This window comes from Pseudomonas sp. GW823-FHT02C05, assembly GCF_058797595.1.
Genome location: NZ_JBXAJU010000003.1, coordinates 641,543 through 664,163 on the forward strand (window position 1 = coordinate 641,543; position 22,621 = coordinate 664,163).

At 61.9% G+C, this 22,621-nt stretch carries 23 protein-coding genes and 2 pseudogenes; 10 read left to right on the forward strand and 15 right to left on the reverse strand.

Features of this window, described 5'->3' with window-relative positions:
* Positions 1-217: 217 nt before the first annotated feature.
* The 3 genes and pseudogenes from AC1RGE_RS19325 to AC1RGE_RS19335 all read left to right on the forward strand — a co-directional run.
* Positions 218-328: pseudogene (locus AC1RGE_RS19325) on the forward strand (hypothetical protein); the annotation flags it as partial.
* 228 nt (positions 329-556) lie between these two features.
* Positions 557-1,261 (forward strand): methyl-accepting chemotaxis protein, encoded by a 705-nt coding sequence (locus tag AC1RGE_RS19330; RefSeq protein ID WP_370508325.1) that lies wholly within the window; start codon positions 557-559, stop codon positions 1,259-1,261.
* A gap of 110 nt (positions 1,262-1,371) precedes the next feature.
* Positions 1,372-1,815 carry a hypothetical protein gene (locus tag AC1RGE_RS19335; protein ID WP_011062799.1) on the forward strand — a complete coding sequence of 148 codons (444 nt, stop codon included), beginning with the start codon at positions 1,372-1,374 and terminating at the stop codon, positions 1,813-1,815.
* A 69-nt stretch (positions 1,816-1,884) separates the two neighbouring features.
* Here AC1RGE_RS19335 and AC1RGE_RS19340 read toward each other — a convergent pair whose 3' ends face one another.
* On the reverse strand, positions 1,885-2,202 hold the full coding sequence (locus tag AC1RGE_RS19340; RefSeq protein ID WP_011062798.1) for a PepSY domain-containing protein: 318 nt from the start codon (positions 2,200-2,202) through the stop codon (positions 1,885-1,887).
* A 155-nt stretch (positions 2,203-2,357) separates the two neighbouring features.
* On the opposite strand from AC1RGE_RS19340, the gene AC1RGE_RS19345 reads away from it, so the two are divergent.
* Positions 2,358-3,269 (forward strand): sterol desaturase family protein, encoded by a 912-nt coding sequence (locus AC1RGE_RS19345; protein ID WP_011062797.1) that lies wholly within the window; start codon positions 2,358-2,360, stop codon positions 3,267-3,269.
* Here the strand turns inward: AC1RGE_RS19345 and AC1RGE_RS19350 are convergent.
* Both AC1RGE_RS19350 and AC1RGE_RS19355 read right to left on the reverse strand, forming a co-directional pair.
* Positions 3,247-3,927, reverse strand: coding sequence for a helix-turn-helix domain-containing protein (locus AC1RGE_RS19350; protein ID WP_011062796.1), 681 nt, complete (start codon positions 3,925-3,927; stop codon positions 3,247-3,249). The genes AC1RGE_RS19345 and AC1RGE_RS19350 overlap by 23 nt on opposite strands.
* Positions 3,928-5,055 (reverse strand): glycerophosphodiester phosphodiesterase, encoded by a 1,128-nt coding sequence (locus tag AC1RGE_RS19355; RefSeq protein WP_072442745.1) that lies wholly within the window; start codon positions 5,053-5,055, stop codon positions 3,928-3,930. It abuts the gene before it with no gap.
* A 247-nt stretch (positions 5,056-5,302) separates the two neighbouring features.
* Here AC1RGE_RS19355 and AC1RGE_RS19360 point away from each other — a divergent pair, with 247 nt between their 5' ends.
* On the forward strand, positions 5,303-5,638 hold the full coding sequence (locus AC1RGE_RS19360) for a DUF2025 family protein (protein ID WP_011062794.1): 336 nt from the start codon (positions 5,303-5,305) through the stop codon (positions 5,636-5,638).
* 55 nt (positions 5,639-5,693) lie between these two features.
* Here AC1RGE_RS19360 and AC1RGE_RS19365 read toward each other — a convergent pair whose 3' ends face one another.
* Positions 5,694-6,017 (reverse strand): antibiotic biosynthesis monooxygenase family protein, encoded by a 324-nt coding sequence (locus AC1RGE_RS19365; protein WP_011062793.1) that lies wholly within the window; start codon positions 6,015-6,017, stop codon positions 5,694-5,696.
* Positions 6,014-6,733 (reverse strand): CTP synthase C-terminal region-related (seleno)protein, encoded by a 720-nt coding sequence (locus tag AC1RGE_RS19370; protein ID WP_492584852.1) that lies wholly within the window; start codon positions 6,731-6,733, stop codon positions 6,014-6,016. Before AC1RGE_RS19370 ends, AC1RGE_RS19365 begins: the two co-directional genes overlap by 4 nt.
* Positions 6,734-6,821: 88 nt before the next feature.
* Here AC1RGE_RS19370 and AC1RGE_RS19375 point away from each other — a divergent pair, with 88 nt between their 5' ends.
* The gene (locus tag AC1RGE_RS19375; RefSeq protein WP_492584854.1) at positions 6,822-7,700 is read left to right on the forward strand and encodes a LysR family transcriptional regulator; all 879 of its coding nucleotides are present in this window, start codon (positions 6,822-6,824) and stop codon (positions 7,698-7,700) included.
* 5 nt (positions 7,701-7,705) lie between these two features.
* On the opposite strand, the gene AC1RGE_RS19380 is transcribed toward AC1RGE_RS19375, so the two are convergent.
* From AC1RGE_RS19380 to AC1RGE_RS19400, 5 genes and pseudogenes are all read right to left on the reverse strand, one after another.
* Positions 7,706-8,245: a DUF1003 domain-containing protein gene (locus AC1RGE_RS19380; RefSeq protein WP_401335073.1), complete on the reverse strand. Its 540-nt coding sequence runs from the start codon at positions 8,243-8,245 to the stop codon at positions 7,706-7,708.
* An 89-nt stretch (positions 8,246-8,334) separates the two neighbouring features.
* A complete protein-coding gene (locus AC1RGE_RS19385; protein WP_370508327.1) occupies positions 8,335-8,883 on the reverse strand; it encodes a methyl-accepting chemotaxis protein in 549 nt (182 codons plus the stop codon).
* Positions 8,881-9,654, reverse strand: a pseudogene (locus tag AC1RGE_RS19390) (PAS domain-containing protein); the annotation flags it as partial. The pseudogene AC1RGE_RS19390 and the gene AC1RGE_RS19385, both read right to left, overlap by 3 nt.
* A 357-nt stretch (positions 9,655-10,011) precedes the next feature.
* Positions 10,012-11,082, reverse strand: a complete 1,071-nt coding sequence (locus AC1RGE_RS19395) for a diguanylate cyclase (RefSeq protein ID WP_492584856.1) — start codon at positions 11,080-11,082, stop codon at positions 10,012-10,014.
* A gap of 183 nt (positions 11,083-11,265) precedes the next feature.
* Positions 11,266-11,874: a TetR/AcrR family transcriptional regulator gene (locus tag AC1RGE_RS19400; protein ID WP_011062787.1), complete on the reverse strand. Its 609-nt coding sequence runs from the start codon at positions 11,872-11,874 to the stop codon at positions 11,266-11,268.
* A gap of 203 nt (positions 11,875-12,077) precedes the next feature.
* Here AC1RGE_RS19400 and AC1RGE_RS19405 point away from each other — a divergent pair, with 203 nt between their 5' ends.
* Positions 12,078-13,136 carry an MBL fold metallo-hydrolase gene (locus tag AC1RGE_RS19405; protein ID WP_011062786.1) on the forward strand — a complete coding sequence of 353 codons (1,059 nt, stop codon included), beginning with the start codon at positions 12,078-12,080 and terminating at the stop codon, positions 13,134-13,136.
* Between the two features lie 169 nt (positions 13,137-13,305).
* Here the strand turns inward: AC1RGE_RS19405 and AC1RGE_RS19410 are convergent, their stop codons facing one another.
* Both AC1RGE_RS19410 and AC1RGE_RS19415 read right to left on the reverse strand, forming a co-directional pair.
* Complete coding sequence (locus AC1RGE_RS19410) at positions 13,306-13,623, reverse strand: XRE family transcriptional regulator (RefSeq protein WP_026020019.1); 318 nt, start codon at positions 13,621-13,623, stop codon at positions 13,306-13,308.
* Between the two features lie 106 nt (positions 13,624-13,729).
* Entirely contained in the window at positions 13,730-14,521 is a 792-nt protein-coding gene (locus tag AC1RGE_RS19415) for an AraC family transcriptional regulator (RefSeq protein ID WP_492584858.1), read from the reverse strand.
* A 114-nt stretch (positions 14,522-14,635) separates the two neighbouring features.
* Between AC1RGE_RS19415 and AC1RGE_RS19420 the strand changes: the two genes are divergently transcribed.
* Both AC1RGE_RS19420 and AC1RGE_RS19425 read left to right on the forward strand, forming a co-directional pair.
* Entirely contained in the window at positions 14,636-15,451 is an 816-nt protein-coding gene (locus AC1RGE_RS19420; protein WP_011062783.1) for a sulfite exporter TauE/SafE family protein, read from the forward strand.
* Between the two features lie 121 nt (positions 15,452-15,572).
* Positions 15,573-16,772, forward strand: a complete 1,200-nt coding sequence (locus tag AC1RGE_RS19425) for a hypothetical protein (RefSeq protein WP_492584860.1) — start codon at positions 15,573-15,575, stop codon at positions 16,770-16,772.
* Positions 16,773-16,784: 12 nt separating this feature from the next.
* Here the strand turns inward: AC1RGE_RS19425 and AC1RGE_RS19430 are convergent, their stop codons facing one another.
* From AC1RGE_RS19430 to AC1RGE_RS19440, 3 genes are all read right to left on the reverse strand, one after another.
* Positions 16,785-17,765, reverse strand: coding sequence for a hypothetical protein (locus AC1RGE_RS19430; protein ID WP_236184036.1), 981 nt, complete (start codon positions 17,763-17,765; stop codon positions 16,785-16,787).
* Between the two features lie 156 nt (positions 17,766-17,921).
* Positions 17,922-19,169: a ribonucleotide-diphosphate reductase subunit beta gene (locus AC1RGE_RS19435; RefSeq protein WP_011062780.1), complete on the reverse strand. Its 1,248-nt coding sequence runs from the start codon at positions 19,167-19,169 to the stop codon at positions 17,922-17,924.
* 751 nt (positions 19,170-19,920) lie between these two features.
* On the reverse strand, positions 19,921-20,184 hold the full coding sequence (locus AC1RGE_RS19440; protein ID WP_011062779.1) for a DUF2790 domain-containing protein: 264 nt from the start codon (positions 20,182-20,184) through the stop codon (positions 19,921-19,923).
* A gap of 411 nt (positions 20,185-20,595) precedes the next feature.
* On the opposite strand from AC1RGE_RS19440, the gene acs reads away from it, so the two are divergent.
* A complete protein-coding gene (gene acs / locus AC1RGE_RS19445; protein ID WP_011062778.1) occupies positions 20,596-22,551 on the forward strand; it encodes an acetate--CoA ligase in 1,956 nt (651 codons plus the stop codon).
* Positions 22,552-22,621: the final 70 nt, after the last annotated feature.

A 22,621-nucleotide genomic window follows, 5' to 3' on the forward strand; every position in this document is an offset into this window, starting at 1 on the left:
GCACCGGCAGTTGGGTTCGGCCTACCAGAAGGGCCGCGATGCCTATGTGGCCGGCGGTGCCGATCCGAGTGCCGGCGATGCCGCGGTCAAGGGCGTGGACCGGGCCACCAGCGAGCAGATGGGCGAACTGGTGACCGAGCTGCGCCAGCACGGCGACCGGCAGTCCGCCGAGATCAGTGCAGCGGCCGACCGCACGGTGTGGCTGGGTATTCTGGTGATGCTGGCTTCCGGTTTGCTGATCGGTCTGCTCAGCCTGTGGCTGGTCAATCGCAGCCTGGTGCAGCCGATCCGTCAGTTGATCGACTATGTCGCCCAGCTCAGCCGCGGCCAACTGGCCCAGCGGGTGGCCAGCGAGCGTCAGGATGAACTGGGCAAGCTGGCGATGGCCGCCAACACCCTGCGGGATTTCCTGGCCCAGACCTTCGCCAGCTTGCAGCGCAGTGCCTCGGACCTGGACAGTTCCAGCGGCGAGCTCAACTCCATCGCCACCCTGATGTCCCAGGGCACCAACGAGCAGTTCAACCGCACGGACCAGGTGGCCACGGCGATGAACGAGATGTCCGCCACCGCCCAGGAAGTGGCGCGCCACGCCGCCGACGCCGCTCGTGCCGCAGACGATGCCGACCAGTCGGCGCAGCAGGGCGAACAGGTGATGCAGCAGACCATCCACAGCATCACCCAGATGCGTGGCGAGATTGCCAACACCGCCACCGTGATCCGCCGGCTGGAGGCCGACAGCGGGCGCATCGGCAAGGTCCTGGAAGTGATCCAGGGCATTGCCGAACAGACCAACCTGCTGGCCCTCAACGCGGCCATCGAAGCGGCCCGGGCCGGTGAGGCCGGGCGCGGTTTTGCCGTGGTCGCCGATGAAGTGCGCAGCCTGGCGCAGCGCACCGCGGCCTCGATCACCGAGATCAACCAGATCATCCAGAGCGTGCAGACCGGGGCCGTGGATGCGGCCCAGGCCATCGAGAGCGGCCAGTCCCGCAGCGAGCAGAGCGTGCAGCAGGTGACCGAGGCCGGGGCCATGCTCGAGCGCATCACCGAAGCGGTAGAAGCGATTCGCGACATGAACCGGCAGATCGCGACCGCCGCCGAGGAGCAGACGTCGGTGGCCGAGGACATTTCCCGCAACCTCACCGAGATCACGTCCATCGCCAGTACCAATCTGGACAACGTGCAGCGCACCGAGGCGGCGAGCCGCAATCTGCACGGCCTGTCGGGGCAGTTGAGCGAGGTCACGGCGCGCTTGAGCGCCTGAGGCCGGCCGGGGTGTATCGGCCTGCTTACCAGGCCGATACACGATCACTCTCAAGTGGCCGGGGCGGGTGTCGATGACCGGGTATCTTCACACCCGACAGGACTCACATCATGGTCAGCATCACTTCCATCGCGATCAACCAGACCCAGGTCAGCCCGAGCAAGACCAGCATCGCCGGCAGTTCGGACAGCGACACTTCAGCGACCTCCACCGCCAGTATCACTGCTGCCAGCGACGCGACCAAGGCGCCGGCCACGGGTGCTGGCGCGGCCGGCGGCAGTTCCAGCAGCGATGATTCCAGCAGCGACTCGGTCAAGCAGTTGCGCAAGCAGATCGCTGAACTGCAAAAGCAATTGCAGGAGCAACAGCAGCAGTTGCAGGCCGCGCAGAGCCAGCAGGAAAGTGCCGATGCCAAGGCCGCGCAAGTAGCGGCAGCCCAGGCTCAGGTGGCCAGCACCAGCGCTTCGTTGCAGACCGCCACCGCGGCCTTGTTCCAGGCCCTGCAGCAATCCCAGAGCAGTACTGCGGGCTCCCTGGTCAGCACCAGTGCCTGACTGATCCGCACGCCCCAACGCACAAGGCCGCGCTCCCGAAGCGGGGCGCGGCCTTGTAGGGGGGGGGGGTTACTTGTCTTGCTTGTTGCTCAGGACCTTGCCGGTCTTGGCATCCAGGTCCACGTCCCACTCGATGCCTTTGCTGTCGCGCAGTTCCACCTGGTAGACGTAGGCGCCAGTGGCGGTCTGCTCGAGCTCGGTGTCGGTAATGCTGGCGGCGGTGGTGCCCGGGTGCTGGGCGAGGGCGGCCTGGTTGAGTTTTTCCAGGTCCATGATGGCGCCGGACTTGAGCAGGCCGGGGATCAGGTCCGGGCGCACATCGGCCTGGGCCAGGCCAGCGGTCAGGGTCAGGGCGGCGGCTGCGAACAGGGCGGAGAACTTGGTCATGGGTTGATTCCTTGGGGTGATGGGTTTCGATGGGCACAGGTTAGCCAACGCAACTTAATTCACCCTTAATTCAGGTCACTCTTTGCGTCGTTTGTTCAAGCCGCGCCCCGGCATCGGGTCGCAAGCTGCGGTTTTCCCTACAGGAGCTGCAGCAAATGAAACGAATGCTTGCATGGTTGTACGCACCCTTGGTGTTTGCCGGGTTCATCGGCGCCGGGGTGTGGTGGATGAGTGCTGGGCCGGCGTCTGCCAGCGGGTTGTTGGGGGTGTTCGGGGCTGCGCTGGGGGTGTCGTTCCTGGCGGAATGGTGCTTGCCCTATGAGCCTGGCTGGAACCGTTCCCAAGGCGACCGGCTGCGCGACAGCCTGCATGCCCTGGTCAATGAAAGCCTCAATGCGCTGGGGCTGCTGGCGTTGCCCGGGCTGGTGGCGCTGCTGGCCCATGATGGGCTCTGGCCCCAGGGCTGGCCGCTCTGGGGGCAGTTGCTGCTGGCCATCGTGATCGCTGATTGCGGCATTACCCTGGCCCACTACGCCAGTCACCGCCTGGCCTGGCTCTGGCGTTTGCATGCGGTGCATCACAGTGTGCAGCGCATGTACGGTTTCAATGGCTTGCTCAAGCATCCCCTGCACCAGTTGATCGAAGCTTCGGCCGGGCTGCTGCCGCTGGTGTTGCTGGGCATCCCGCTGCCGGTGGCGCAGTTGCTGGCCCTGGCCATTGCCGTCCAGCTGCTGTTGCAGCATTCCAATGTCGACATGCGCCTGGGGCCTTTGCGCTGGATCTTCGCCTGGGCACCGGTGCATCGCTTTCACCACATGAAGTACGGACGCGCCGGGGATGTGAACTTTGGGCTGTTCTTCAATCTTTGGGACTGGCTGCTGGGCACCGCGTTTTATCGCGATGACTATTGCATGCGCCAGGGCGACCTGGGGATTGGCAGCCGTGCCGACTACCCGGTGGATTACTGGCCGCAGTTGCTGGAGCCGTTCAAGGCACAGCGCTATGGGGCAGAACCCGTGGTGCCCGAGCAGTTGCGCCGGCGCGTCAGACCAGCAAGCGAGGCTTGAGGTGCTTGAGGGCCTGGCTGGCGGTGACGCCGAACAGGCTCTTCAGGGTGCGGGAGAAGTGCGCGCTGTCGGCGAACCCGGCGCCGTGTGCCGCGCCAGTGTGAGTCTGGCCCTCCAGCACCAGGGCCATGGCCAGGCGCAGGCGGCGCCAGAGCACCAGGCGCCTTACCGGCAGGCCGACGTCACGGGCGAACAGACGCTCCAGCTGGCTCAGGGATACATGGGCCCGGGCCGCCAGTTGCGCGGCGGCCACCTTGCCCTCCAGGGCGGCATCCACGGCGTGCAGTGCCCGCGCTACACGTGGGTCGGCAACGGGCTGGCGCGGGCAACGGCGCAGCGCCGCTTCCAGGCCGGGCAGTGAGGGGGCGGCGCCACTGACGCATGCTTGCAGGTCTTCGACGGCGATTAGCAGCGGCTCGGCGTACACCGTGAAGGCCTGCTCGGGAGCCTGAACGATGGCGTGGCGCTGCAAGGCCGGGATCAACAGGTAATGAGCACTCTGCAGCCCGCCCGCGAGCGCCACCGTGACCGGTTGCCCGGGGGCGATGATCAGTTGATGGGCATAGTGGGCATGGGGCTCGGTTGGCCCCATCGCCCCGTGGATCAGGCCGAAATCCCGGCTCAGCCAGAGCTCGCCGTGCCAGTGCGAAACCGTCATTCAGTAACCGCTGGCGTCCAGCAATTGCGCCACGCTGGCACTGGCCGGCCGCTTGAAGTACTTGAGCAGTTCGGCACTGCGGTTGGTGAAGATGCCATCGACCCCGGCATCCATGACCTTCTTGAAGTCCACCGGCTCGTCGATGGTGTAGACGTGCACCAGCAGGCCCTGGTCGTGGGTGTACTGGTTCATCCAGGGTTGCACCAGGTCCGAGTAGCTCTGCTCGCCACCGCCGGTCAGGGCCGCGGAAGGGCCGGTGCCGATGGCACCCTGGGCCTTGGCGAAATCCACCCAGCGCTTGAACTCGGCCTGGTCCTTGGGCTGCTGCCGGGCATAGAACGCGGCCTTGTCGGTTTCGCCGCTGCTGGCGAAGCTCTGGCCGGACGCGGGTTCGATACTGCCGGGCGCGACCCAAAGCAACAGTACTTTCGGCACGTTGGGCATTGCCTGGTGCAGCAGTTCCAGGCTGTGCTTGTCGAAGGTCTGCAGCACCACCTTGCCCTTGCCCTGGCCCACCGCCAGTTCGCTTTTCGCCAGCTTGGAACCGGCCGGGCTCAGCCAGCCACGGTCCTGGAGTTTTTCCTTGAGGTCGTGCTCGATACCGGGGAACAGCTGGGGTTCCTTGGTCTCGATATACAGCCCGGGCTTGTGCTGCGCATTGCCCTGGGCGATGTCGATGATTTCATCCAGGGTGAGGATCTTCAGCCCGGCAAAGCCCGGTCGCGCCCGCTCCGGGTGGGCCTGGTTGAACCAGCTGCCGGCGTCGAGGGTTTTCAGTTCCGCCATGGTGAAGGCGTTGGCCGGGCTGTCCTTGCGTTCGGGGAATTTCTGCGCCACGTCGGTGGTGCGTTGCAGGTTGTTGTCGTGCAGGGCGAAGAGCACGCCATCCTTGCTGCGTTGCAGGTCCATTTCCAGGTAGTCGGCGCCCAGGTCCCGGGCCAGCGTGTAGGAAGCCGCGGTGGATTCGGGGGTATCGAAAGAGGCGCCGCGGTGGGCGATCACCGCTGGCTGTGGAATCCCCTGGCGAGCGGCCAGGGCGTCCGGGTCAGGCTGTTCAGAGGCCTGGGCCAGTCCGCAAGCGAGCATCAGGCCCAGCATCAGGGCACAAGGGGTGAAGGTCGCGGGCATGCTCGAAATCCTTTCGTGGGGGCGTGTGCAAGGGGATATCTTTTAACAACTCGATGACGCTTGTGCTATCTCCAGAGCGACATAAATCCCTCTCATTTGCATTTTTCAGCGCTTTTTTCCGGCGCTTTGCAGTACTCTTGGGCGCTGCAGTTTCCCCATCAGAGGGAGGCCCTGAAAACTCCGCTGTCCCTTGCCTCGCGTGTAGACCATTGATCACCTGTCCTGCGGGACTCTAGTGAGGTTTACCATGAGCATCACCTCCGAACTCATCTGTCAGGCTGCCGACCAGCTCAAGGGCTTTGTCGGCTTCAATCGCAAGACCGGTCGCTATATCGTGCGCTTCAGCGAAGACTCCTTTGGCATGGACGTGGCCGACGACGCCATAGTGCCGGCCCACGAGTTTGTCTGGGCGCCGGTGTCGGACCAGGCCATGAGCCTTAAGCGCGAGCAGATCCAGCTGCTGCTGGATCAGAACATCGACGACCGGATCAATATCAGCGAGCCGCTGCGGGTATACATGCGCCGCAGCGACTTGCCGGAAATCCAGGCGGTGCGCAGCCTGCTGTCGACCACGCAGGGCTGATGCGTGCCCCCGAGCCGTCACCCGGGCGGCTCGGGAATCCGTGCCTGAAGCGGGCTCAGCCTGGAAAGCCGTAAGCCCGTTGGACCTTGCTCACCCGGGTGCTGAACTGGCGATACCACTGTGCCCGACCGCGCTCGCGGATCGCGCTGTGTTCGGGGTGCTGCTTCCAGGCCAGGATCGCCGCTTCGCTGCTCCAGTACGACACGGTGATGCCGAAGCCGTCCTCACCTCGTGCCGATTCGACCCCGAGAAACCCCGGCTGCTGGCGCGCCAGTTCGAGCATGCGTTCGGCTGCCTGTTCATAGGCGGGGTCGGCCTCACCGCGCTGGGAACTGAAAATCACGGCGTAGTAGGGCGGTGCGGGAGTCCGGTCAGTCATGCTTGGCACTCCCGGCAGGCCGTGAGCAAGGCCCTGACCAGAGGCGGTGTGCGGTCCTGGAGGGCCGCGCGCTCGGGTTGGAACAGGGTGGCGACGAAGAACGGATGCTCGTCCAGTTCCAGGCTGCGCAGGTCGCCGGCGCTGTCATGGCCAGTGGGGAGCAAGGTGCCGCTGAGCAGGGCGTCAGCGAAGTCCGGATTGACGCCATAGCGGCAGCGATAACCTTCCTCGATGCAGGTTGTGCCGTAGGCCTTGGCGATGCGGCTGTTGGCGCGCAACTGAATCGAGTCCCGGGCTTCCACCAGGGCGCAACTCAAGGGCGTGAGCAGCACGCGCTCGGCGTCGGGCGCGGTTTCGCCGTGTTCAGCATCGGCCCAGCCCAGCACATTGCGGGCGTATTCCAGGACCGCGTGCTGAAAGCCGCCACAGGTACCGAGAAATGGCCGCTGCTGTTCACGCGCCACGCGGATCGCCTGCAGGGCACCCTCGATGTTGCGGTAGGGGCTGCCGGGGACACACCAGATACCGTGGAAGCCCTCCAGGTCTTTCTCCTGGTGCAGATCGGCGGTTGCCAGCCACTGGTATTCCATTGGGCCGGCACCCTCCTGCGCTGCCCGCTCCAGGGCCAGGGGGATGGCCTGGTGCGCGGTGATCTGTGGGTCGTAATCCCCCACCAGGGCGATACGAATGGTCGGTGCTGGTACCTGTGGATGCATGGAACTCTCCGGTTGTGACCCTGACTTGTCGATGGCCTGGGCCCACTATAAATTGGCGCCTACGCAATCAATATTGGCGTTTACCCAAATGATCATTGCACCAGCGCACTATCAGTTGGACTATCCCGATCTCTCATTGATCCTGGCCCTGGTTCGCGGCGGCTCCCTGGCGCGTGCTGCGGCCCTGCTCAAGGTCGATGTCTCGACGGTGTTTCGCGCCGTGCGCCGGCTGGAGGCCGGGCTGGGCCAGCAGTTGTTCGACAAGAGCCGCGCCGGCTACTTGCCCACCAGCCTGGCCCAGGCCCTGGCGCAGCAGGCAGAACATGCTGAACAGGCCCTGGAAGCGGCGCGTATCGGCGTGGCCCGGGGCGGCGAAGTGGTCAGCGGCACGGTACGCCTGACTTGTACCGATTCGGTGTTGCAAAGCCTGTTGCTGCCGGCCCTGGCGCAGTTCATGGCGAACTACCCGGCACTGGTCATCGAGCTGTGCACGTCCAATGATTTCGCCAATCTCAACCGGCGTGATGCGGATATTGCCGTGCGCCTGACCGCCAGGCCTCCAGAGCACCTGGTGGGGCGCTGCCTGGGGGCGGTGTCCTACCGGGTATGCGCCAGCCCGGCCTATCGGCAACGGGTCGACTGCACTGATCTGTCGCGGCTGGCCTGGATCGCCCCGGACGATTTCCTGCCCGATCACCCCACGGTGGTCTGGCGTCGCCAGCAATGGCCCGGCGTACAGCCCAGTTACCGCTGCAACAGCATGCTTTCGGTTACCGAGCTGGTGCGCGCTGGCCTGGGCGTGGCCGCGCTGCCGGATTTCCTGGTGGGCAGCGCCGGGCTGGAAGCGTTGAGTGAACCCCTGGGCCAGGAAACCGCCCTGTGGCTGCTGACCCGCCCGGACTGTCGGGCCTTGCGTTCGGTGGTGACACTGTTCGACGAGTTGGCGCGGCACCTGCGCTGGCCCTGAGGCCTTCAGGCCTTGGGTTGATCCTTGCGCATGAAATGCTCATGCATCTCGCTGGTGAGATTCTCGATGCGCTCGGTCAGTTGCTTGGTCATTTCGGTCAGCCGGGTGTTCTGTTCCAGCAGCTCCATCAGTTGCGTGGTGGTCTGTGCGGCCTGGGCCTGGCGTTCGCTGTTGGCAACGGCCAGGGCTTCGCGGTGCTGCGCATCGGCATCCGCCTGGGCCTTGTCCCGCGCGGCCTGGCGGGTCTGTGCGAGGAGAATCAGCGGGGCGGCATAGGCCGATTGCAGGCTGAAGGCCAGGTTCAGCAGGATGAAGGGATAGACGTCGAAATGGGTGACGCCGGTCAGGTTCAGGGCCACCCAGACCAGTACCACCAGGGTTTGTGCGCCGAGGAAGGTCGGGGTGCCGAAGAACCGGGCGAAGGCTTCGGCCTTCAAGGCGAAATTATCGGTGCCGAAGGTCGGCGCCAGGTGGGCATGGGCGCGATGAAAGCGCAGGTGGTCGATGACCGGAGTGGTTTTCTTCGGGATGTCGCTGGAACTCATGATGGCCTCCGCCAGGCACTGGGACGTCAGGCCACTATAGCCTCCCGGGCCAGGCCCGACGTCGCTCTCGACGCCGGGAAAGCCTGCCCTCAGGGGGCGCCGCGTTCGTTGGCGAACATGCTCACGGCCTCTACCGCCTCGCTGGCACCGTCGCGAATCTGCAGGATCACCGTGCCCGCCTGATCCGCCAGTTGCACGCCCTTGGCCGCCCGCTCCCGGGTACCGTCCATGCTCTTGATGGCTTGCTGCGTTTCGTTCTGGATCATGTCGATCATGCTGGAGATTTCCGCCGTCGAGCCGCTGGTGCGCGCCGCCAATTGCCGGACTTCATCGGCCACCACGGCAAAACCACGACCCTGGTCCCCGGCCCGGGCCGCTTCGATGGCGGCGTTCAGAGCCAGCAGGTTGGTCTGGTCGGCAATGGCGCGGATGGTGTTGACGATGGCGGTGATCTGTTCGGAGCGTTCGCCCAGGCGCGCGATCAGCGATGAAGATCCCTCGATGTTCTCGGCGATCTGGCGCATTTCGCTGGCGGCTTGCTGGATCACTCCGGTGCCTTGTTCGGCGACTTTACGGGTCTGCACCGAGATGTGATAAGCCTGGCTCGCGCTCTGGGCATCCTGTTCGTGTTTTTCCACCTGCTGGGTGACGTCGGCGGCGTACTTGACCACTTTGCACAGGCGCCCGCTGGCGTCGTAGACCGGGTTGTAGTTGGCTTCCAGCCACAGCGTACGTCCGTGCCTGTCGATCCGCTCGAACTGACCGTTGAAGAACTCACCCCGGTTCAGGCGGTTCCAGAAGTCCTGGTAGGCGCTGCTGTTGATCAGCTCGGGTTTGCAGAACATGCGGTGATGCTTGCCCTTGATCTCGGCCAGGCTGTAGCCCATGCGGCTGAGGAAATTGCTGTTGGCACCGATGATGCTGCCGTCGAGGTTGAACTCGATCACCGCCATGGCCCGGTCGATGGCGTCCAGCTTGTTTCGTGCCTCCACCTCTTCCTGCACTCGGGCGGTGACATCCAGAGCGTACTTGACCACTTTGTACACTGCGCCGGATGCGTCGCGGATGGGGTTGTAGCTGGCTTCCAGCCACAGGCTCTGGCCGTTGCTGGCCACCCGTTCGAAGGTTCCGGATTCGAACTGGCCGCTTCTGAGGCGGTTCCACAATTGCTGGTAGTCGCTGCTGCGAACGTACTCCGGGGTGCAGAACAGGCGGTGCGGCTGGCCTGTCACCTGGTCTTCGCGATAGCCCAGGATCTGGAGAAAGTTGGCGTTGGCTCGCAGGACGTTGCCCTGCAGGTCGAATTCGATCACCGCCATGGAGCGATCGATGGCTTCCAGCAGTCGGGATTGTTCGGCAATGGTTTGCTGCAGGGAATCGATGGTCTTGTTGTGGCGGTTGAATAGCATGGTAGCTGGTGCTCTGTGGGAGAAACGTCGCGTCGATCCCTATTGAGTTCGCCGGTATGCCGAATGCTCCCCAGCGTTCGGCATTATCTGCTCAATGCCAGCGTTCCATGACTGACAGATAAATTCGCAGCGATGACGCGGGCGACGTTGCTGGCGTGCATCGTTGGCCGCATCAAGAGGAGACGTAGTGGCTGCGAATCGATTTAGTTGGATTGATGGGCTACGGCATTTGTCCCCGAATGGAGGTCCTGTGCGGTAGCGAAGTGGCGGCATTATGATGGCAATTGCCGGGATAAATCCAAATAAAGTTGTACAAAAATGTTTTTTACTTCTTTTTTGTATAAGTTTTTTGGGTTTTTATGCCATTTGTGTTTGCCGGGAATGAGCCTCGTCGTCATTGCTGGCAATTAGATTGCGACCACTGTTTTTCGCCAGGTACAGGGCCTTGTCGGCGGCGTTGAGCCAACTTGAAGGGTCCTGGAAATCGCGGTCGAAGGCGGCCAGGCCGATGCTCAGGCTGACTTTCAGTTCAGCCACTTGCGGATGCCGGTACTGGCTGAAGACCTGGCGCAGGCGTTCCATGACCTCCAGTGCCTGCTGGCGGTCCATGCGCGGCAGGATCACGCAGAACTCGTCACCGCCGTAGCGGCCGGCGAGGTCGTCGTGACGCAGGTTGCGCCGCAGTTCGTTGCTCAGATGGCGCAGCACCGTATCGCCGATGATGTGTCCGTAGGTGTCGTTGATCGCCTTGAAGTGGTCGATGTCGATCAGGGCGATGCTGGCATCGATCTGTTGCTGCTGGCATTTGTGGAACTTGATATGCAGCAGGTCTTTCCAGGAGCCGTGGTTGAGCAGACCGGTGAGGCTGTCGGTGCGGCTCAGGGCGCTCAGGGCGCGCTTGTGCTCGGACAGCTTGATCGCCAGCCGGTAGCAGACCATGCCCACGGCCAGCGGATAGAGCGTGAGCATCGGCAGGCAGGCATAGATCTGCAGCGGGCTGATCCGGGTATTGAAGCTGGCGCCGAACAGCGACCAGGACAACAGGACCCCGATGCCCTGGGCCAGAGCGCCACGGATGAACAGACGCACCCCCCCGGCGGCCACATTGTTCATGGCCATCATCGACAGGATGGTGACGGCGGGCAGGGGATTGAACTGCATGGTGGCAGCCCAGAAACCGCCCAGCATCGAGTCGTACAGCAGGTTGCGACGTTCTGCCTGGTAGGGAAAGGCAGAACGGGTGGAGAGTTGATAGGCCAGGTGAGGCCAGAGCAGGCCGTGGAACAGGAGCAGGGCCCAGATCCAACCGGGCAGTGCAAGGGGGTAGAGGGTGGCGAATACACTGATACCGCCGATACCCAGGCCGATGATCCTTGGCCGATAGATGCGCCGGGCAAATGACAGCCCCTTGCCGCGTTGGTTTTCCATAAATTCCTGCACCAGGTTCTGTACTGAAACACCTTGTGGTGTTTTTTCGGCTTAGCCGTTTATCGGATCAGTCTGGTGAATATTGTCATTTATTCCAGTGAGAATAATCAGTGTCCTTCCAAGCCATTTCACAGTGGTGGCGACCGCCGGCTGCGGTTCGGCGCGCACAGGTGCCCCGGGAATTCAGGCCTGGTAGTGGCCCAGGAACATGTCCAGCGCCGACTCGACGACCTGATTTTGCATGCCTGTTGCCAGTGGCGCCTGGCCCATGGTGATCTGCGGCCAGAAGGCGAAGCTCTTGAGCAGGCCGTGCATCTGGGTCGCGGCGAATTCCGGGTCTACCGGCTTGAGGCGACCGTCGGCCAGGGCGCCGCGAATCCACAGGGTCAGGCCTTCTTCCCGTTCGCCAAGCCGCGCCACCATGTTCTGCGCCCGTTCCGGCGAGTGAATGGCTGCGGCGATGGCCACCCGGGCCAGATCGAGAAAGTTGTCGTCCGCCAGCAGTTGCAGCTTGGCCCGCACGACCTTTTCCAACTGCTCGCGCAGGGGCAGGTCGCTGCGGTAGATGATTTCCGATTGCGCGCTGATGCTGGCCCAGAGCTGGTGCAGGATCTCGGCGAACAGTTCCTCCTTGCTGGGGAAGTGGTTGTACACCGTGCGCTTGGACACCCCAGCCGTAGCGGCAATCTTGTCCATGCTGGTGATCTCGAAACCGCTGGTGCGAAATTCACTGATCGCCGCCTGGACGATGGCACTGCGTTTGAGGTCGGTGAGGCGCTTCGGGGCTGTCATAAGTTGGGTTCGGTCAGGGTGGTCGGTAAAAACACTCGGCAGTCTACTTCGTCTGTTTCCTGTTGCAATGTAGAAACTACACTGTGTAGTGTAGTTCATCTTTGAAACGATGATTGGCGGCTGATGCCTGCGTGCCTTGGCCAGTAGATCGTCCCGCAATACCACGTCGCAACCTTGCTGCGTTCCATGGAGTCATTTCAATCATGGCCACTGTCTCGTCAAGCATCACCCGTGCTCCCCGCGAGGAAACCTCGCGCCAGGAGCAGGGGGCTTTTCGCAACCATGCGCCGGTGCGTCGTGCCGGCTTTGGCAAGACCCTGCAGATCTTCTGGAACATGTTGTTCCACAAGCCGCGCAATACCCGCCCGGCCGGAGCCATTCCGGTGCAGCCGCTGACCCGCGAGCAGTTGCTGGCGGCGCCCGATCACAGCGTCTACCGCCTGGGGCATTCCACCGTGCTGCTGAAAATGCGCGGCAAGTTCTGGATCACCGATCCGGTGTTTGCCGAGCGCGCGTCACCCGTGCAATGGGCCGGGCCGAAGCGCTTTCACCAGCCGCCGATCAGCCTGGAGCAATTGCCCGATATCGAGGCGGTGATCCTGTCTCATGATCATTACGATCACCTTGATCACAAGACCGTGCTGGTCCTGGCGGACAAGACTCGGCATTTCCTCACCCCGCTGGGGGTGGGCGATACCCTGATCAAGTGGGGCGTGTCGGCGGCCAAGGTCCGGCAACTGGACTGGTGGCAGGGCTGTGAGGTCGCTGGCGTCCGTTTCGTTGCCACCCCATCGCAGCACTTTTCCGGGCGTGGTCTGTTCGATGGCAACCGGACCTTGTGGGCCTCCTGGGTGATGATCGATGGCCCCACGCGGATCTTCTTCAGCGGCGATACCGGTTATTTCGACGGTTTCAAGCGTATCGGCCAGCAGTACGGCCCATTCGACCTGACACTGATGGAAACCGGGGCCTACAACGTCGAATGGCCCCATGTGCACATGCAGCCCGAGCAGACTCTGCAGGCCCACATCGACCTGCAAGGTCGTTGGCTGCTACCGATCCACAACGGCACCTTCGACCTGGCGATGCACGCCTGGCACGAACCCTTCGACCGCATCCTGGCCCTGGCCTGGGAGCGCAGTACCAACATCACCACGCCGCAAATGGGCGAAGCCTTCAACCTGGCGCAGCCGCAGCGGGGAGCCGCCTGGTGGCTGGAGGTGGAAGGTGCACTGGAGCAGGCGGGCGTCGAATCCGCCTGACCCAGGCCTTCTTCGCCCGGGCGGCGGGTTATGAGGATGGTGACCATGGCATCCGCCGTTTGCGGCGCCATGAGGCTCGGATCAAAACCCTGGGCTGCCCGCCGGTTCGTCCGGGCTCGACCCCTCTGCCAGTACCGGCCTTGTGCGAGCACCTGCTCAGGCGGCTGGATCATTCGATCAGGGCGTAGTCGGGCCGCTCCATCGGGTTGGGAGTGGCTCCCTTGATGTTCATGCCGCGGCCCGGGGTGAAGCCCGGGAAGAACACCAGGCCCTGGGCCTCAAGGCAGAACGCCAGGGCCAGGCGGGTTACGTCACGGACCTCGTAGCCCGCTTCGAAGCGCTGGATGGCTTGCACCGAGACCGCGGACTCGCGGGACAGCTGATCCATGTCCCAGCCCAGCATGTCCCGGGCCTGGGCACAGTGTTGTGGGGTGAATTGATAGAGAGCGATACGTTCCAGGGTGATTTTCATCGCGAGAGAGGCCATGGTTTTCTCCGGGAGGTTAGGCAGTGCGTTGGCTTTGTACTGGATATTTGTACAGTTGTTTTGCGTCCGGATCAAACTCAATTTCTGCCACTGCGCCAGCCTTTGGTCACAAGGCTTTTCCAGGGGCTGGATGCTCTTGATTCAGGTAGGTGCTGGGGGATTGCCCCAGCACCCGACGGAACATGGTGGAGAACGCGCCAGGGCTGTCATAACCCAGGTCCAGGGCGATTCGGGTTACCGGCTCCGCGGCCGCCAGCCGGGCCAGGGCCTGGATCACGCAGGCCCGTTGCCGCCACTGCACGAAGCTCATATCGGTCTCCTGGCGAAACCAGCGATTGAAGGTACGCAGGCTGACATGCAGTCGGTCTGCCCAATGAAGGGGGGATTGATGGACATCGGGCCGGGCGAGAAAAGCCCGGCACAGCTCCAGCAGTGGGCCGCCGGCCGGCAAGGGAATGTGCAGCGGCAGGCCAGGGCAACGCTGGATTTCGTGCAGCAGCAGGTTGATCAGCAGCCCGTCGCGCCCGTCCAGGTCGTATTCCAGGGGCATGTCCACTGCTTCCAGCAGTAGCTGGCGCAGCAGTGGCGAGATGCCGATGACCCGGCAGCCGCTGCTGTCCAGTGGCGCCGTGGCCGGTTCGATATACAGGCTGCGAGTGCTGACCCCAAGCATCAGCACCTCATGTTCCACCCCCGGTGGAATCCACACCGCCCGCTGCGGTGGCACCACCCAGTTGCCCTGATCGGTACTGACCTGCATCACTCCGGTGGCGCCATAGAGCAGTTGCGCCCGCCGATGCCGATGGCGCGGCAGGCGTTGCCCGTCTGGGTAGTCGGTGCCAATGGCGAGCACGGGGCGCGGGGTCTGATCCAGTTGGTCGATGGAGATATTGCGCATGCCGACACAGTCCCGTATTTGGCGTAAACGCAAACATTATTGGCCAATTTGCTGAAGCCGGCCAAGCGCTGGGGTTCTATCTTCCAGGGCGTCTACCTGAATGGAAACGCCTTGATGTTCTATCTACTGTTGGCACTTTTTGGTTGCATGACGGGCATCAGCGCCGTGCTGTTCGGCTTTGGTGGCGGGTTTGTGGTGGTGCCGCTGCTGTACTGGATGTTGCTCGGCAGCCAGGGCGCCGATTCGGCTGTGGGGCAGGCGGCGATGCATGTCGCGGTAGCCACTTCGACCTGCGTGATGATCGTCAACGCCCTGGTTGCCACCGGCAGGCACCAGCGCGCAGGCAATCTTGTCCGCCGCTATCTGTGGCCCCTAGGTGGTTATATCGGGCTGGGGGCGATAGTTGGCGCGGCTGGGGCCATGTGGGTGAGTGGCGAGGTGATCCGCTATGCCTTTATTGCCTACCTGGGCCTGACCATTGCCGACTGCCTGCTGCGCCGGGGGTTTCTTGAACAGTCGGTAGGGCAGAAAACCCGTGACCTGGGATCAGGCGAAACGCTCTTTGGCGGTGTAGGAATAGGCGTCATCGCTACCTTCCTCGGAGTGGGCGGCAGTGTCATGACTGTTCCCCTGCTACGTCGCTGCGGCCTGAGCATGACCCAGGCCACCTCCATGGCCAATCCGCTGAGTGTCCCCGTGGCGCTGGCGGGTACTGCGACCTATATGGCGCTGGCAGGCTATAGCCGCTTCGATCTGGGCCCCTGGTTTGTCGGTTATGTCGACCTGCTGGCGTTTTTTGTCCTCACCCTGGGTTCGTTGCTGGGTATTCGTCTGGCCGCGCCCTGGATCGGCAGGATCCCTGATCGGGTACATGCGAGGGTTTACATCGGTCTGTTGTTTCTGGTGCTGCTGAGCATGTGCCTGAAGTGATAGAAGCGTCACGCTTGGCCGCTCGATTGTCCTGGGGCGCCGGTCCATAATTGCTCGTCGCTTACCACAGGCCCAGGCGCTGCTGACGACGCTGGCGGCCTTTTCATGCAAGGGAGTTTCCATGTTCAACGGATTGATGCGCCAGATCCTCGGTGCCCTGTTGCTATGTATCTACCTTCAGGGCCTGCAGGCCTCGCCCTCTCGACAGGTTCTCAGCGGCACTCTGGGCAAGATGCCGATTGTGCTGGAAATCAATACCGGCGATCCCAAGGACGTCACAGGGCGATATTTCTATCAGAAGTATCACCATGATCTGGCACTCAACGGCACGCTTGTCGGGCAGGCGCTGGAGCTGCGGGAGGGAGGAGGCCGCCCTGACGATGAGCAGGCGGCCCTGCCCACCTTCAAGTTGCAGCAAACTGCCGATGGCTGGCAGGGGCAGTGGCAGGACTCCAAGGGCAAGACTCTCGATGTGCAGTTGTCCACGGCCAAGGCTGAGGCGCCCAAGCCGGATGCGTTGCCCTATCTGGCGCAGCTTTATCCGAATGATCTGTACGAATACCTGCGCCTGCAAGGCCTGGCCCTCAAGCAGGGCAAGCAGCAGAGCTTCATGGGTTACACCCTGCAATGGTGGAGCGAGCCAGGGTCGAAGCTGTCGATGTTCAAGGTGGTCGGCGGTTACCCGGAAGCTCAGCAACAGCGTCTCAATCAGTTGTTGATGGAGCGTCTGTGGCGCGAGGTGAGCGCCTACCACGAGTGCCTGCTGGGAGCCGGCTCCCAGGAGGGCGAATTCATGCAGACGGTAAAACCACAGTTCTTCTCACCGGCGGTACTGAGCGTGAATATCTCCACCAGCTATTCCTGCGGCGGTGCTCACCCGGACTTTGGCGACTCCCCCATGAATATCGACGTGAACAGTGGCCACCCGTTGTCACTGTCCGATGTGCTCTGGGTGGGGCAAGGCAAACCGCTATTGCACAGCGACCGCAATGGCAAAGGGGACACTCGTCTCACCGAAGCGGAGCGCACAGGCCTCTACGAATACACCCAGGAAAAACTGGCACCCTGGCTGGTCCAGCAGTTTCGCGCCTTGTACCCCGGCAAGATGCGCGAGCCGACCGACCCCGACGAGGGCTGCAACTACAGCGACGAGAGCGTCTGGGGCGATAACAGTTGGTACTTCACTCCCAAGGGGCTGTTCCTCAAGGCCTACTTTCCTCGGGTAGCGCGGGCCTGTGACGGGCCTGAGTGGTCGGTGCTGCCGTATGCGTTGGTCAGGAAGCACCCCGGGGCCGTCGCTCTGGAGCTGCCCAAGCATTGAAACCGAAGGAGGTTATTTTGCTTCCAGCCCCGGCGCCTCACGGATCACGAAGTGATCCAGGTTCTCGATATTGGCGCTGAAGACCCCGAAGGTCGACTCGGGGTCTTTCTTGCTCGGCACTTGCTTGAGCGCCGGCGTCACGCCATAGAAGAAACAGTACAGCTCCCGCTGGCTGTCGGCGGCGCCCTTGATCTCCTCGAGGAAGGCTTTGCGCTTGCGGTAGCTGTCGATCAGCTTCTTGCTCAGGTAGACATTGACCGAGTAGGGCTTCTTCTTGGTTTCGCCCTCTGCCTTGAACCAGACTTTCTGCTCGAAATCGATGCGAAAGCTTTGGGTGTAGTCCTTGATCTCCTTGATCTTGCCCCAGTAGATAAGCCCCTTGTTGTCCAGCAGGTACTCGATCTTCTTGAAGAACGAGGCGTAGCTGGCCGTGTGTTCGCCGACCTTCAGCGGCATGCGCTTGAGCAGTTCCTTGTCGTCGATGTTCGACACAAAGCACTCCACCGGGTGGGCGAAGACGCTGGTCTTGTCCGGGGTAGTGTCGCGCCCGGCATGGGGTTTGTGCGAACTGGCCGTAGCGGCTGGCGGAGTGTCCTGTGGGGCATCCACTGCCGCTTGGGGGCTGGCCGGCTTGCGCACGTATTCACGGCGGCTTAAGAGCAGCTCCGAGGGGAAATGCTCCTCGCGTTCCTCTTCGGTCGCGGTGCCTTCCACGCTACCGGCGCTTTTGCTGACCCCATAAGGGCATCCTTCCATATGAAGCGTGGCGGGCAGGTTCTTGAAATGCGGCGTGCGGATGTAGTTGACGTTCTTGGCGTTGAAAGTGCCCAGTTGATTAGTGCTATCGAACGCTGCGCGGCATTCATCGTTGGGGCACTGGAAACTTTCCCTGGCCGAATCGAAGACCAGGGTTTCATCGAAATTCAGATCACGCACGTCATAGATCGACAACTTGTCGTCGAGGCTGATGCAGTACGCGGTATCGAATTTCATGGGCGCTTTGATCCTTAAGCGGAAGAGGGTTCTTTATAGCGGCAGGTCATGCAGCCTGCACGTACTTTGATGAGCCAGTCCCTGTGTACATTGGTGCGGCCAATAAAAAAGCCCTGACCAAGTCAGGGCTTCTTGTTTGTGTCATTGATCCGGGAATCAATCCCAGCTCAAGGCGCCGCCAGTCTGATACTCGATCACGCGGGTCTCGAAGAAGTTCTTCTCTTTCTTCAAGTCCATGATCTCGCTCATCCATGGGAACGGGTTGGTGGTACCCGGGTACTCTTCCTTCAGGCCGATCTGCGACAGGCGACGGTTGGCGATGAACTTGAGGTAGTCCTCCATCATCGCGGCGTTCATGCCCAGTACGCCGCGCGGCATGGTGTCGCGAGCGTATTCGATTTCCAGTTGGGTGCCCTGGAGGATCATCTGGGTCGCTTCTTCCTTCATCTCGGCATCCCACAGGTGCGGGTTTTCGATCTTGATCTGGTTGATCACGTCGATGCCGAAGTTCAGGTGCATGGATTCGTCGCGCAGGATGTACTGGAACTGCTCGGCGACACCGGTCATTTTGTTGCGACGGCCCATGGACAGGATCTGGGTGAAGCCGCAGTAGAAGAAGATGCCTTCCAGAACGCAGTAGTAGGCGATCAGGTTGCGCAGCAGTTCCTTGTCGGTGTCGACGGTGCCGGTTTCGAACTTCGGATCGGAGATCGAACGGGTGTACTTCAGGCCCCAGGCGGCTTTCTTCGCGACCGATGGAATCTCGTGGTACATGTTGAAGATCTCGCCTTCATCCATGGCCAGCGATTCGATGCAATACTGGTAGGCGTGGGTGTGGATCGCCTCTTCGAACGCCTGGCGCAGGATGTACTGGCGGCATTCCGGGTTGGTGATCAGGCGGTACACGGCCAGTACCAGGTTGTTGGCAACCAGGGAGTCGGCGGTGGAGAAGAAGCCCAGGTTGCGCATGACGATGCGACGCTCGTCGTCGGTCAGGCCTTCCGGGTTTTTCCACAGGGCGATGTCGGCGGTCATGTTGACCTCTTGCGGCATCCAGTGGTTGGCGCAGCCGTCGAGGTACTTCTGCCAGGCCCAGTCATACTTGAACGGCACCAGCTGGTTGAGGTCGGCGCGGCAGTTGATCATGCGCTTCTCGTCAACCGCGACACGGGCGGAAGAACCTTCCAGTTCAGCCAGGCCTTCGGCGATGTCGAGCTGATCCAGAGACGCCTTGGCGCGGGCAACGGCCGCGGAGTCGCTGGCGGTCACGGCGCGGGCTTCAAGAGCGGCGGCGCCACCGGCGCTGTCGAGGCGGTCCATGTTGGCTTCAGTAGCGTGGCCGGCGTTGGCGCCTTTGACCGCAACTTCACCTTCTTCTTTGTCGAATTCGTCCCAGCTCAGCATGACGTGTCGTCTCCTGCTCGAGGGCCAGATGCCCGTGTGAAAACAAAAGGGGTGGTTTTTCACACGGCACGCTGGCCGCGTTAAATCATTGGAAATCGTTTGTTGCAGCAGTGAACGCAGGCAATAAACAGAAATACGTGTCCGGGTGCCTGGTGACCGCTGTCGGGCGGAGCTTGGCGTGCCAGCTCCTGCGCAGGATTCAGCAGGTCGTTTTCATCCGGTAAGGGAATGTTGCAGGCCCGTTTTGAGGACGCATTATAAGGATATTTTCGGGGGCGTGGGGCGACCGATGGGCGCAGGCGAGCCCGAGAAGGGGGGGGGACTTGGAGCAGAGCGCGGGTTTACAAGGCTTTGGCGGTTGAAGATTTTTTTTCACGCTTGAAAAAAACAGCCGGAAATGGCCAAAAAATAGCCAATTTTACTAGATGTTGTGTTTTTGCAAGCCTTTTTGAGGTTTTGAACACAACTCGAATCGCTCGGTCTTGCCTTGGGAAATCTCTTGGAGCAGGTCTTCAGGGGGTGGTCGGATTTCCTCCGTCGAAGCCGTCGCTGGAGTTGCTCGCAAGGTCGTGGGCGGTGCCATGAGGAGGCCATCAACCTCAGGAGGAAAGGTGCGTGCGATTGCCGGGCTCGCACGTCGTCAGGCTGAGGCCTTTTGCTGCCCATGGGTGGGTAGTCACCAGGCTTCTGTGCCGCAAGAGGGATTTCTTGCGGCCGGCAGTCATCAAGGTATGTGCAATGAACTTTGCTATTAGCCGTTAGAGCAACCGTTGCCCATTACGCGATATTGAAGAATATGCCGCTGGCCGTGGGAGTCTTCATATTCCATGCGCGCTGGTACAACTTCGCATACTTCTGGAACTTCGCTCATGGAGATAACTTTGGCGATATCCAGATCAGTCGAGTAAGTGTATTCCTCTACCGGTACTTGCTGGTTGGCGACATCAGTCGGGATCTCATCAGCCATCGCGGTTACGCACAGACTGCTGAGGGCCAGAACTAATAAAGCTTTCATTTGCGTTTTACCTTTCTAAGGTCGTGTGAGGTCACGCAGCCTTTATGGGGCTGCGTGTGGAACTTGAGTAGAAGTTTGATTAACTGCCTTCGTGGGGGCTGCAACTTGGTTAATCAGATTGCCTGTTGGGCGAGGCAGATTTTAGGCGCGGGGGCCGCAGTCATATAGGCGTACTTTTGATAAACACCTTTGACAGTTTTTGTAACAATCGCCGAAAAAGGGCTGTTTGGCAGCTGGCTGGAACTTTTTTGGGTAGGGTGGATATCGCTGTAAGGCGCATTCTTGAAGGGCTTTGGCAAATGAAGGGGTATTTCGCAGGGGGTTGTTACTACCATCGTCGAATGGTTCTATAGACGCCCCCCGGCTACAACGGGGTCATACAAAAACAACTATGTCACCGAGGTAAGAAAGATGAGTGCGGCTTCTCTGTATCCCGTTCGTCCCGAGGTTTTGGCCAATACGCTGACTGACGAGGCGACCTACAAGGCCATGTACCAGCAGTCGGTCGTGAACCCGGACGGTTTCTGGCGCGAACAGGCCAAGCGTCTCGACTGGATCAAGCCTTTTACCACGGTGAAGCAGACCTCCTTCGACGATCACCATGTCGATATCAAGTGGTTCGCCGACGGCACCCTGAACGTCTCCTACAACTGCCTGGATCGCCATCTCGCCGAGCGCGGTGATCAGATCGCGATCATCTGGGAAGGCGACGATCCTTCCGAAAGCCGCAACATCACCTACCGCGAACTGCATGAGGAAGTCTGCAAGTTCGCCAACGCCCTGCGTGGCCAGGACGTGCACCGTGGCGACGTGGTGACTATCTATATGCCGATGATTCCCGAGGCGGTGGTGGCCATGCTGGCCTGTACCCGCATTGGCGCGATCCACTCGGTGGTGTTCGGCGGCTTCTCCCCTGAAGCCTTGGCCGGGCGCATCATCGACTGCCGCTCCAAGGTGGTGATCACTGCCGACGAAGGTATCCGTGCCGGCAAGAAAGTGCCGCTCAAGGCCAATGTCGACGATGCCCTGACCAACCCGGAAACCAGCAGCATTCAGAAGGTCATCGTGTGCAAGCGCACCGGTGGCAACATCAAGTGGAACCAGCACCGCGACATCTGGTACGAAGACTTGATGAAAGTCGCCGGCAGCGTCTGCGCGCCGAAAGAGATGGGCGCCGAAGAAGCGCTGTTCATCCTCTATACCTCCGGTTCCACCGGCAAGCCCAAGGGCGTGCAGCACACCACCGGCGGCTACCTGCTGTATGCGTCGCTGACCCATGAGCGGGTGTTCGACTACCGCCCGGGCGAAGTCTACTGGTGCACCGCCGACGTCGGCTGGGTCACCGGCCACACCTATATTGTCTACGGCCCGCTGGCCAACGGCGCCACCACCGTGCTGTTCGAGGGTGTGCCGAACTACCCGGATGTCACTCGGGTGGCGAAGATCGTCGACAAGCACAAGGTCAACATCCTCTACACCGCACCGACCGCAATCCGCGCCATGATGGCTTCGGGCACCGCTGCCTGCGAAGGCGCCGATGGCAGCAGCCTGCGCCTGCTGGGTTCGGTGGGCGAGCCGATCAACCCGGAAGCCTGGGACTGGTACTACAAGAACGTCGGTCAGTCCCGCTGCCCGATCGTCGACACCTGGTGGCAGACCGAGACCGGCGCCACCCTCATGAGCCCGCTGCCGGGGGCGCATGCCTTGAAGCCGGGTTCCGCAGCGCGTCCGTTCTTCGGCGTGGTGCCGGCCCTGGTGGATAACCTGGGCAACATCATCGAGGGCGCGGCCGAGGGCAACCTGGTGATTCTCGACTCGTGGCCAGGCCAGGCACGGACCCTGTACCGCGACCACGATCGTTTCGTCGATACCTACTTCAAGACTTTCCGTGGCATGTATTTCACCGGTGACGGCGCCCGTCGCGACGAAGATGGCTACTACTGGATCACCGGTCGGGTGGATGATGTGCTCAACGTCTCCGGGCACCGCATGGGTACCGCCGAAATCGAAAGCGCCATGGTTGCGCACCCGAAGGTCGCCGAAGCGGCGGTGGTGGGCGTGCCTCACGACATCAAGGGGCAGGGCATCTACGTCTATGTGACCCTCAATGGTGGCGAAGAGCCGAACGAAGCCCTGCGCCTGGAATTGAAGAACTGGGTGCGCAAGGAAATCGGGCCGATCGCCTCGCCGGACGTCATCCAATGGGCGCCGGGCCTGCCGAAAACTCGTTCCGGGAAGATCATGCGGCGGATTCTGCGCAAGATCGCCACGGCGGAGTACGACGGTCTGGGCGATATCTCGACCCTGGCTGACCCGAGTGTGGTGCAGCACCTGATCGATACCCACAAGACCATGAACGTCGCCTGAGGCGGTTTTCGAGTCACCCAGCCCCGCCCGGCCCTGTGCCGGGCGGGGCTTTTTTGTGCGGTGGCGATGG

Excerpts from the sequence above, each read along its gene's own strand:
- AC1RGE_RS19440 (WP_011062779.1), bottom strand. The coding sequence starts at position 20,184 with ATGAAAGCTTTATTAGTTCTGGCCCTCAGCAGTCTGTGCGTAACCGCG.
- AC1RGE_RS19370 (WP_492584852.1), bottom strand. The coding sequence starts at position 6,733 with ATGCATCCACAGGTACCAGCACCGACCATTCGTATCGCCCTGGTGGGG.
- AC1RGE_RS19395 (WP_492584856.1), bottom strand. The coding sequence starts at position 11,082 with ATGGAAAACCAACGCGGCAAGGGGCTGTCATTTGCCCGGCGCATCTAT.
- AC1RGE_RS19435 (WP_011062780.1), bottom strand. The coding sequence starts at position 19,169 with ATGCTGAGCTGGGACGAATTCGACAAAGAAGAAGGTGAAGTTGCGGTC.
- AC1RGE_RS19330 (WP_370508325.1), top strand. The coding sequence starts at position 557 with ATGTCCGCCACCGCCCAGGAAGTGGCGCGCCACGCCGCCGACGCCGCT.
- acs (WP_011062778.1), top strand. The coding sequence starts at position 20,596 with ATGAGTGCGGCTTCTCTGTATCCCGTTCGTCCCGAGGTTTTGGCCAAT.
- AC1RGE_RS19415 (WP_492584858.1), bottom strand. The coding sequence starts at position 14,521 with ATGCGCAATATCTCCATCGACCAACTGGATCAGACCCCGCGCCCCGTG.
- AC1RGE_RS19365 (WP_011062793.1), bottom strand. The coding sequence starts at position 6,017 with ATGACTGACCGGACTCCCGCACCGCCCTACTACGCCGTGATTTTCAGT.
- AC1RGE_RS19340 (WP_011062798.1), bottom strand. The coding sequence starts at position 2,202 with ATGACCAAGTTCTCCGCCCTGTTCGCAGCCGCCGCCCTGACCCTGACC.
- AC1RGE_RS19405 (WP_011062786.1), top strand. The coding sequence starts at position 12,078 with ATGGCCACTGTCTCGTCAAGCATCACCCGTGCTCCCCGCGAGGAAACC.
- AC1RGE_RS19375 (WP_492584854.1), top strand. The coding sequence starts at position 6,822 with ATGATCATTGCACCAGCGCACTATCAGTTGGACTATCCCGATCTCTCA.
- AC1RGE_RS19400 (WP_011062787.1), bottom strand. The coding sequence starts at position 11,874 with ATGACAGCCCCGAAGCGCCTCACCGACCTCAAACGCAGTGCCATCGTC.
- AC1RGE_RS19345 (WP_011062797.1), top strand. The coding sequence starts at position 2,358 with ATGAAACGAATGCTTGCATGGTTGTACGCACCCTTGGTGTTTGCCGGG.
- AC1RGE_RS19425 (WP_492584860.1), top strand. The coding sequence starts at position 15,573 with ATGTTCAACGGATTGATGCGCCAGATCCTCGGTGCCCTGTTGCTATGT.
- AC1RGE_RS19380 (WP_401335073.1), bottom strand. The coding sequence starts at position 8,245 with ATGAGTTCCAGCGACATCCCGAAGAAAACCACTCCGGTCATCGACCAC.
- AC1RGE_RS19420 (WP_011062783.1), top strand. The coding sequence starts at position 14,636 with ATGTTCTATCTACTGTTGGCACTTTTTGGTTGCATGACGGGCATCAGC.
- AC1RGE_RS19360 (WP_011062794.1), top strand. The coding sequence starts at position 5,303 with ATGAGCATCACCTCCGAACTCATCTGTCAGGCTGCCGACCAGCTCAAG.
- AC1RGE_RS19335 (WP_011062799.1), top strand. The coding sequence starts at position 1,372 with ATGGTCAGCATCACTTCCATCGCGATCAACCAGACCCAGGTCAGCCCG.
- AC1RGE_RS19355 (WP_072442745.1), bottom strand. The coding sequence starts at position 5,055 with ATGCCCGCGACCTTCACCCCTTGTGCCCTGATGCTGGGCCTGATGCTC.
- AC1RGE_RS19350 (WP_011062796.1), bottom strand. The coding sequence starts at position 3,927 with ATGACGGTTTCGCACTGGCACGGCGAGCTCTGGCTGAGCCGGGATTTC.
- AC1RGE_RS19410 (WP_026020019.1), bottom strand. The coding sequence starts at position 13,623 with ATGGCCTCTCTCGCGATGAAAATCACCCTGGAACGTATCGCTCTCTAT.
- AC1RGE_RS19430 (WP_236184036.1), bottom strand. The coding sequence starts at position 17,765 with ATGAAATTCGATACCGCGTACTGCATCAGCCTCGACGACAAGTTGTCG.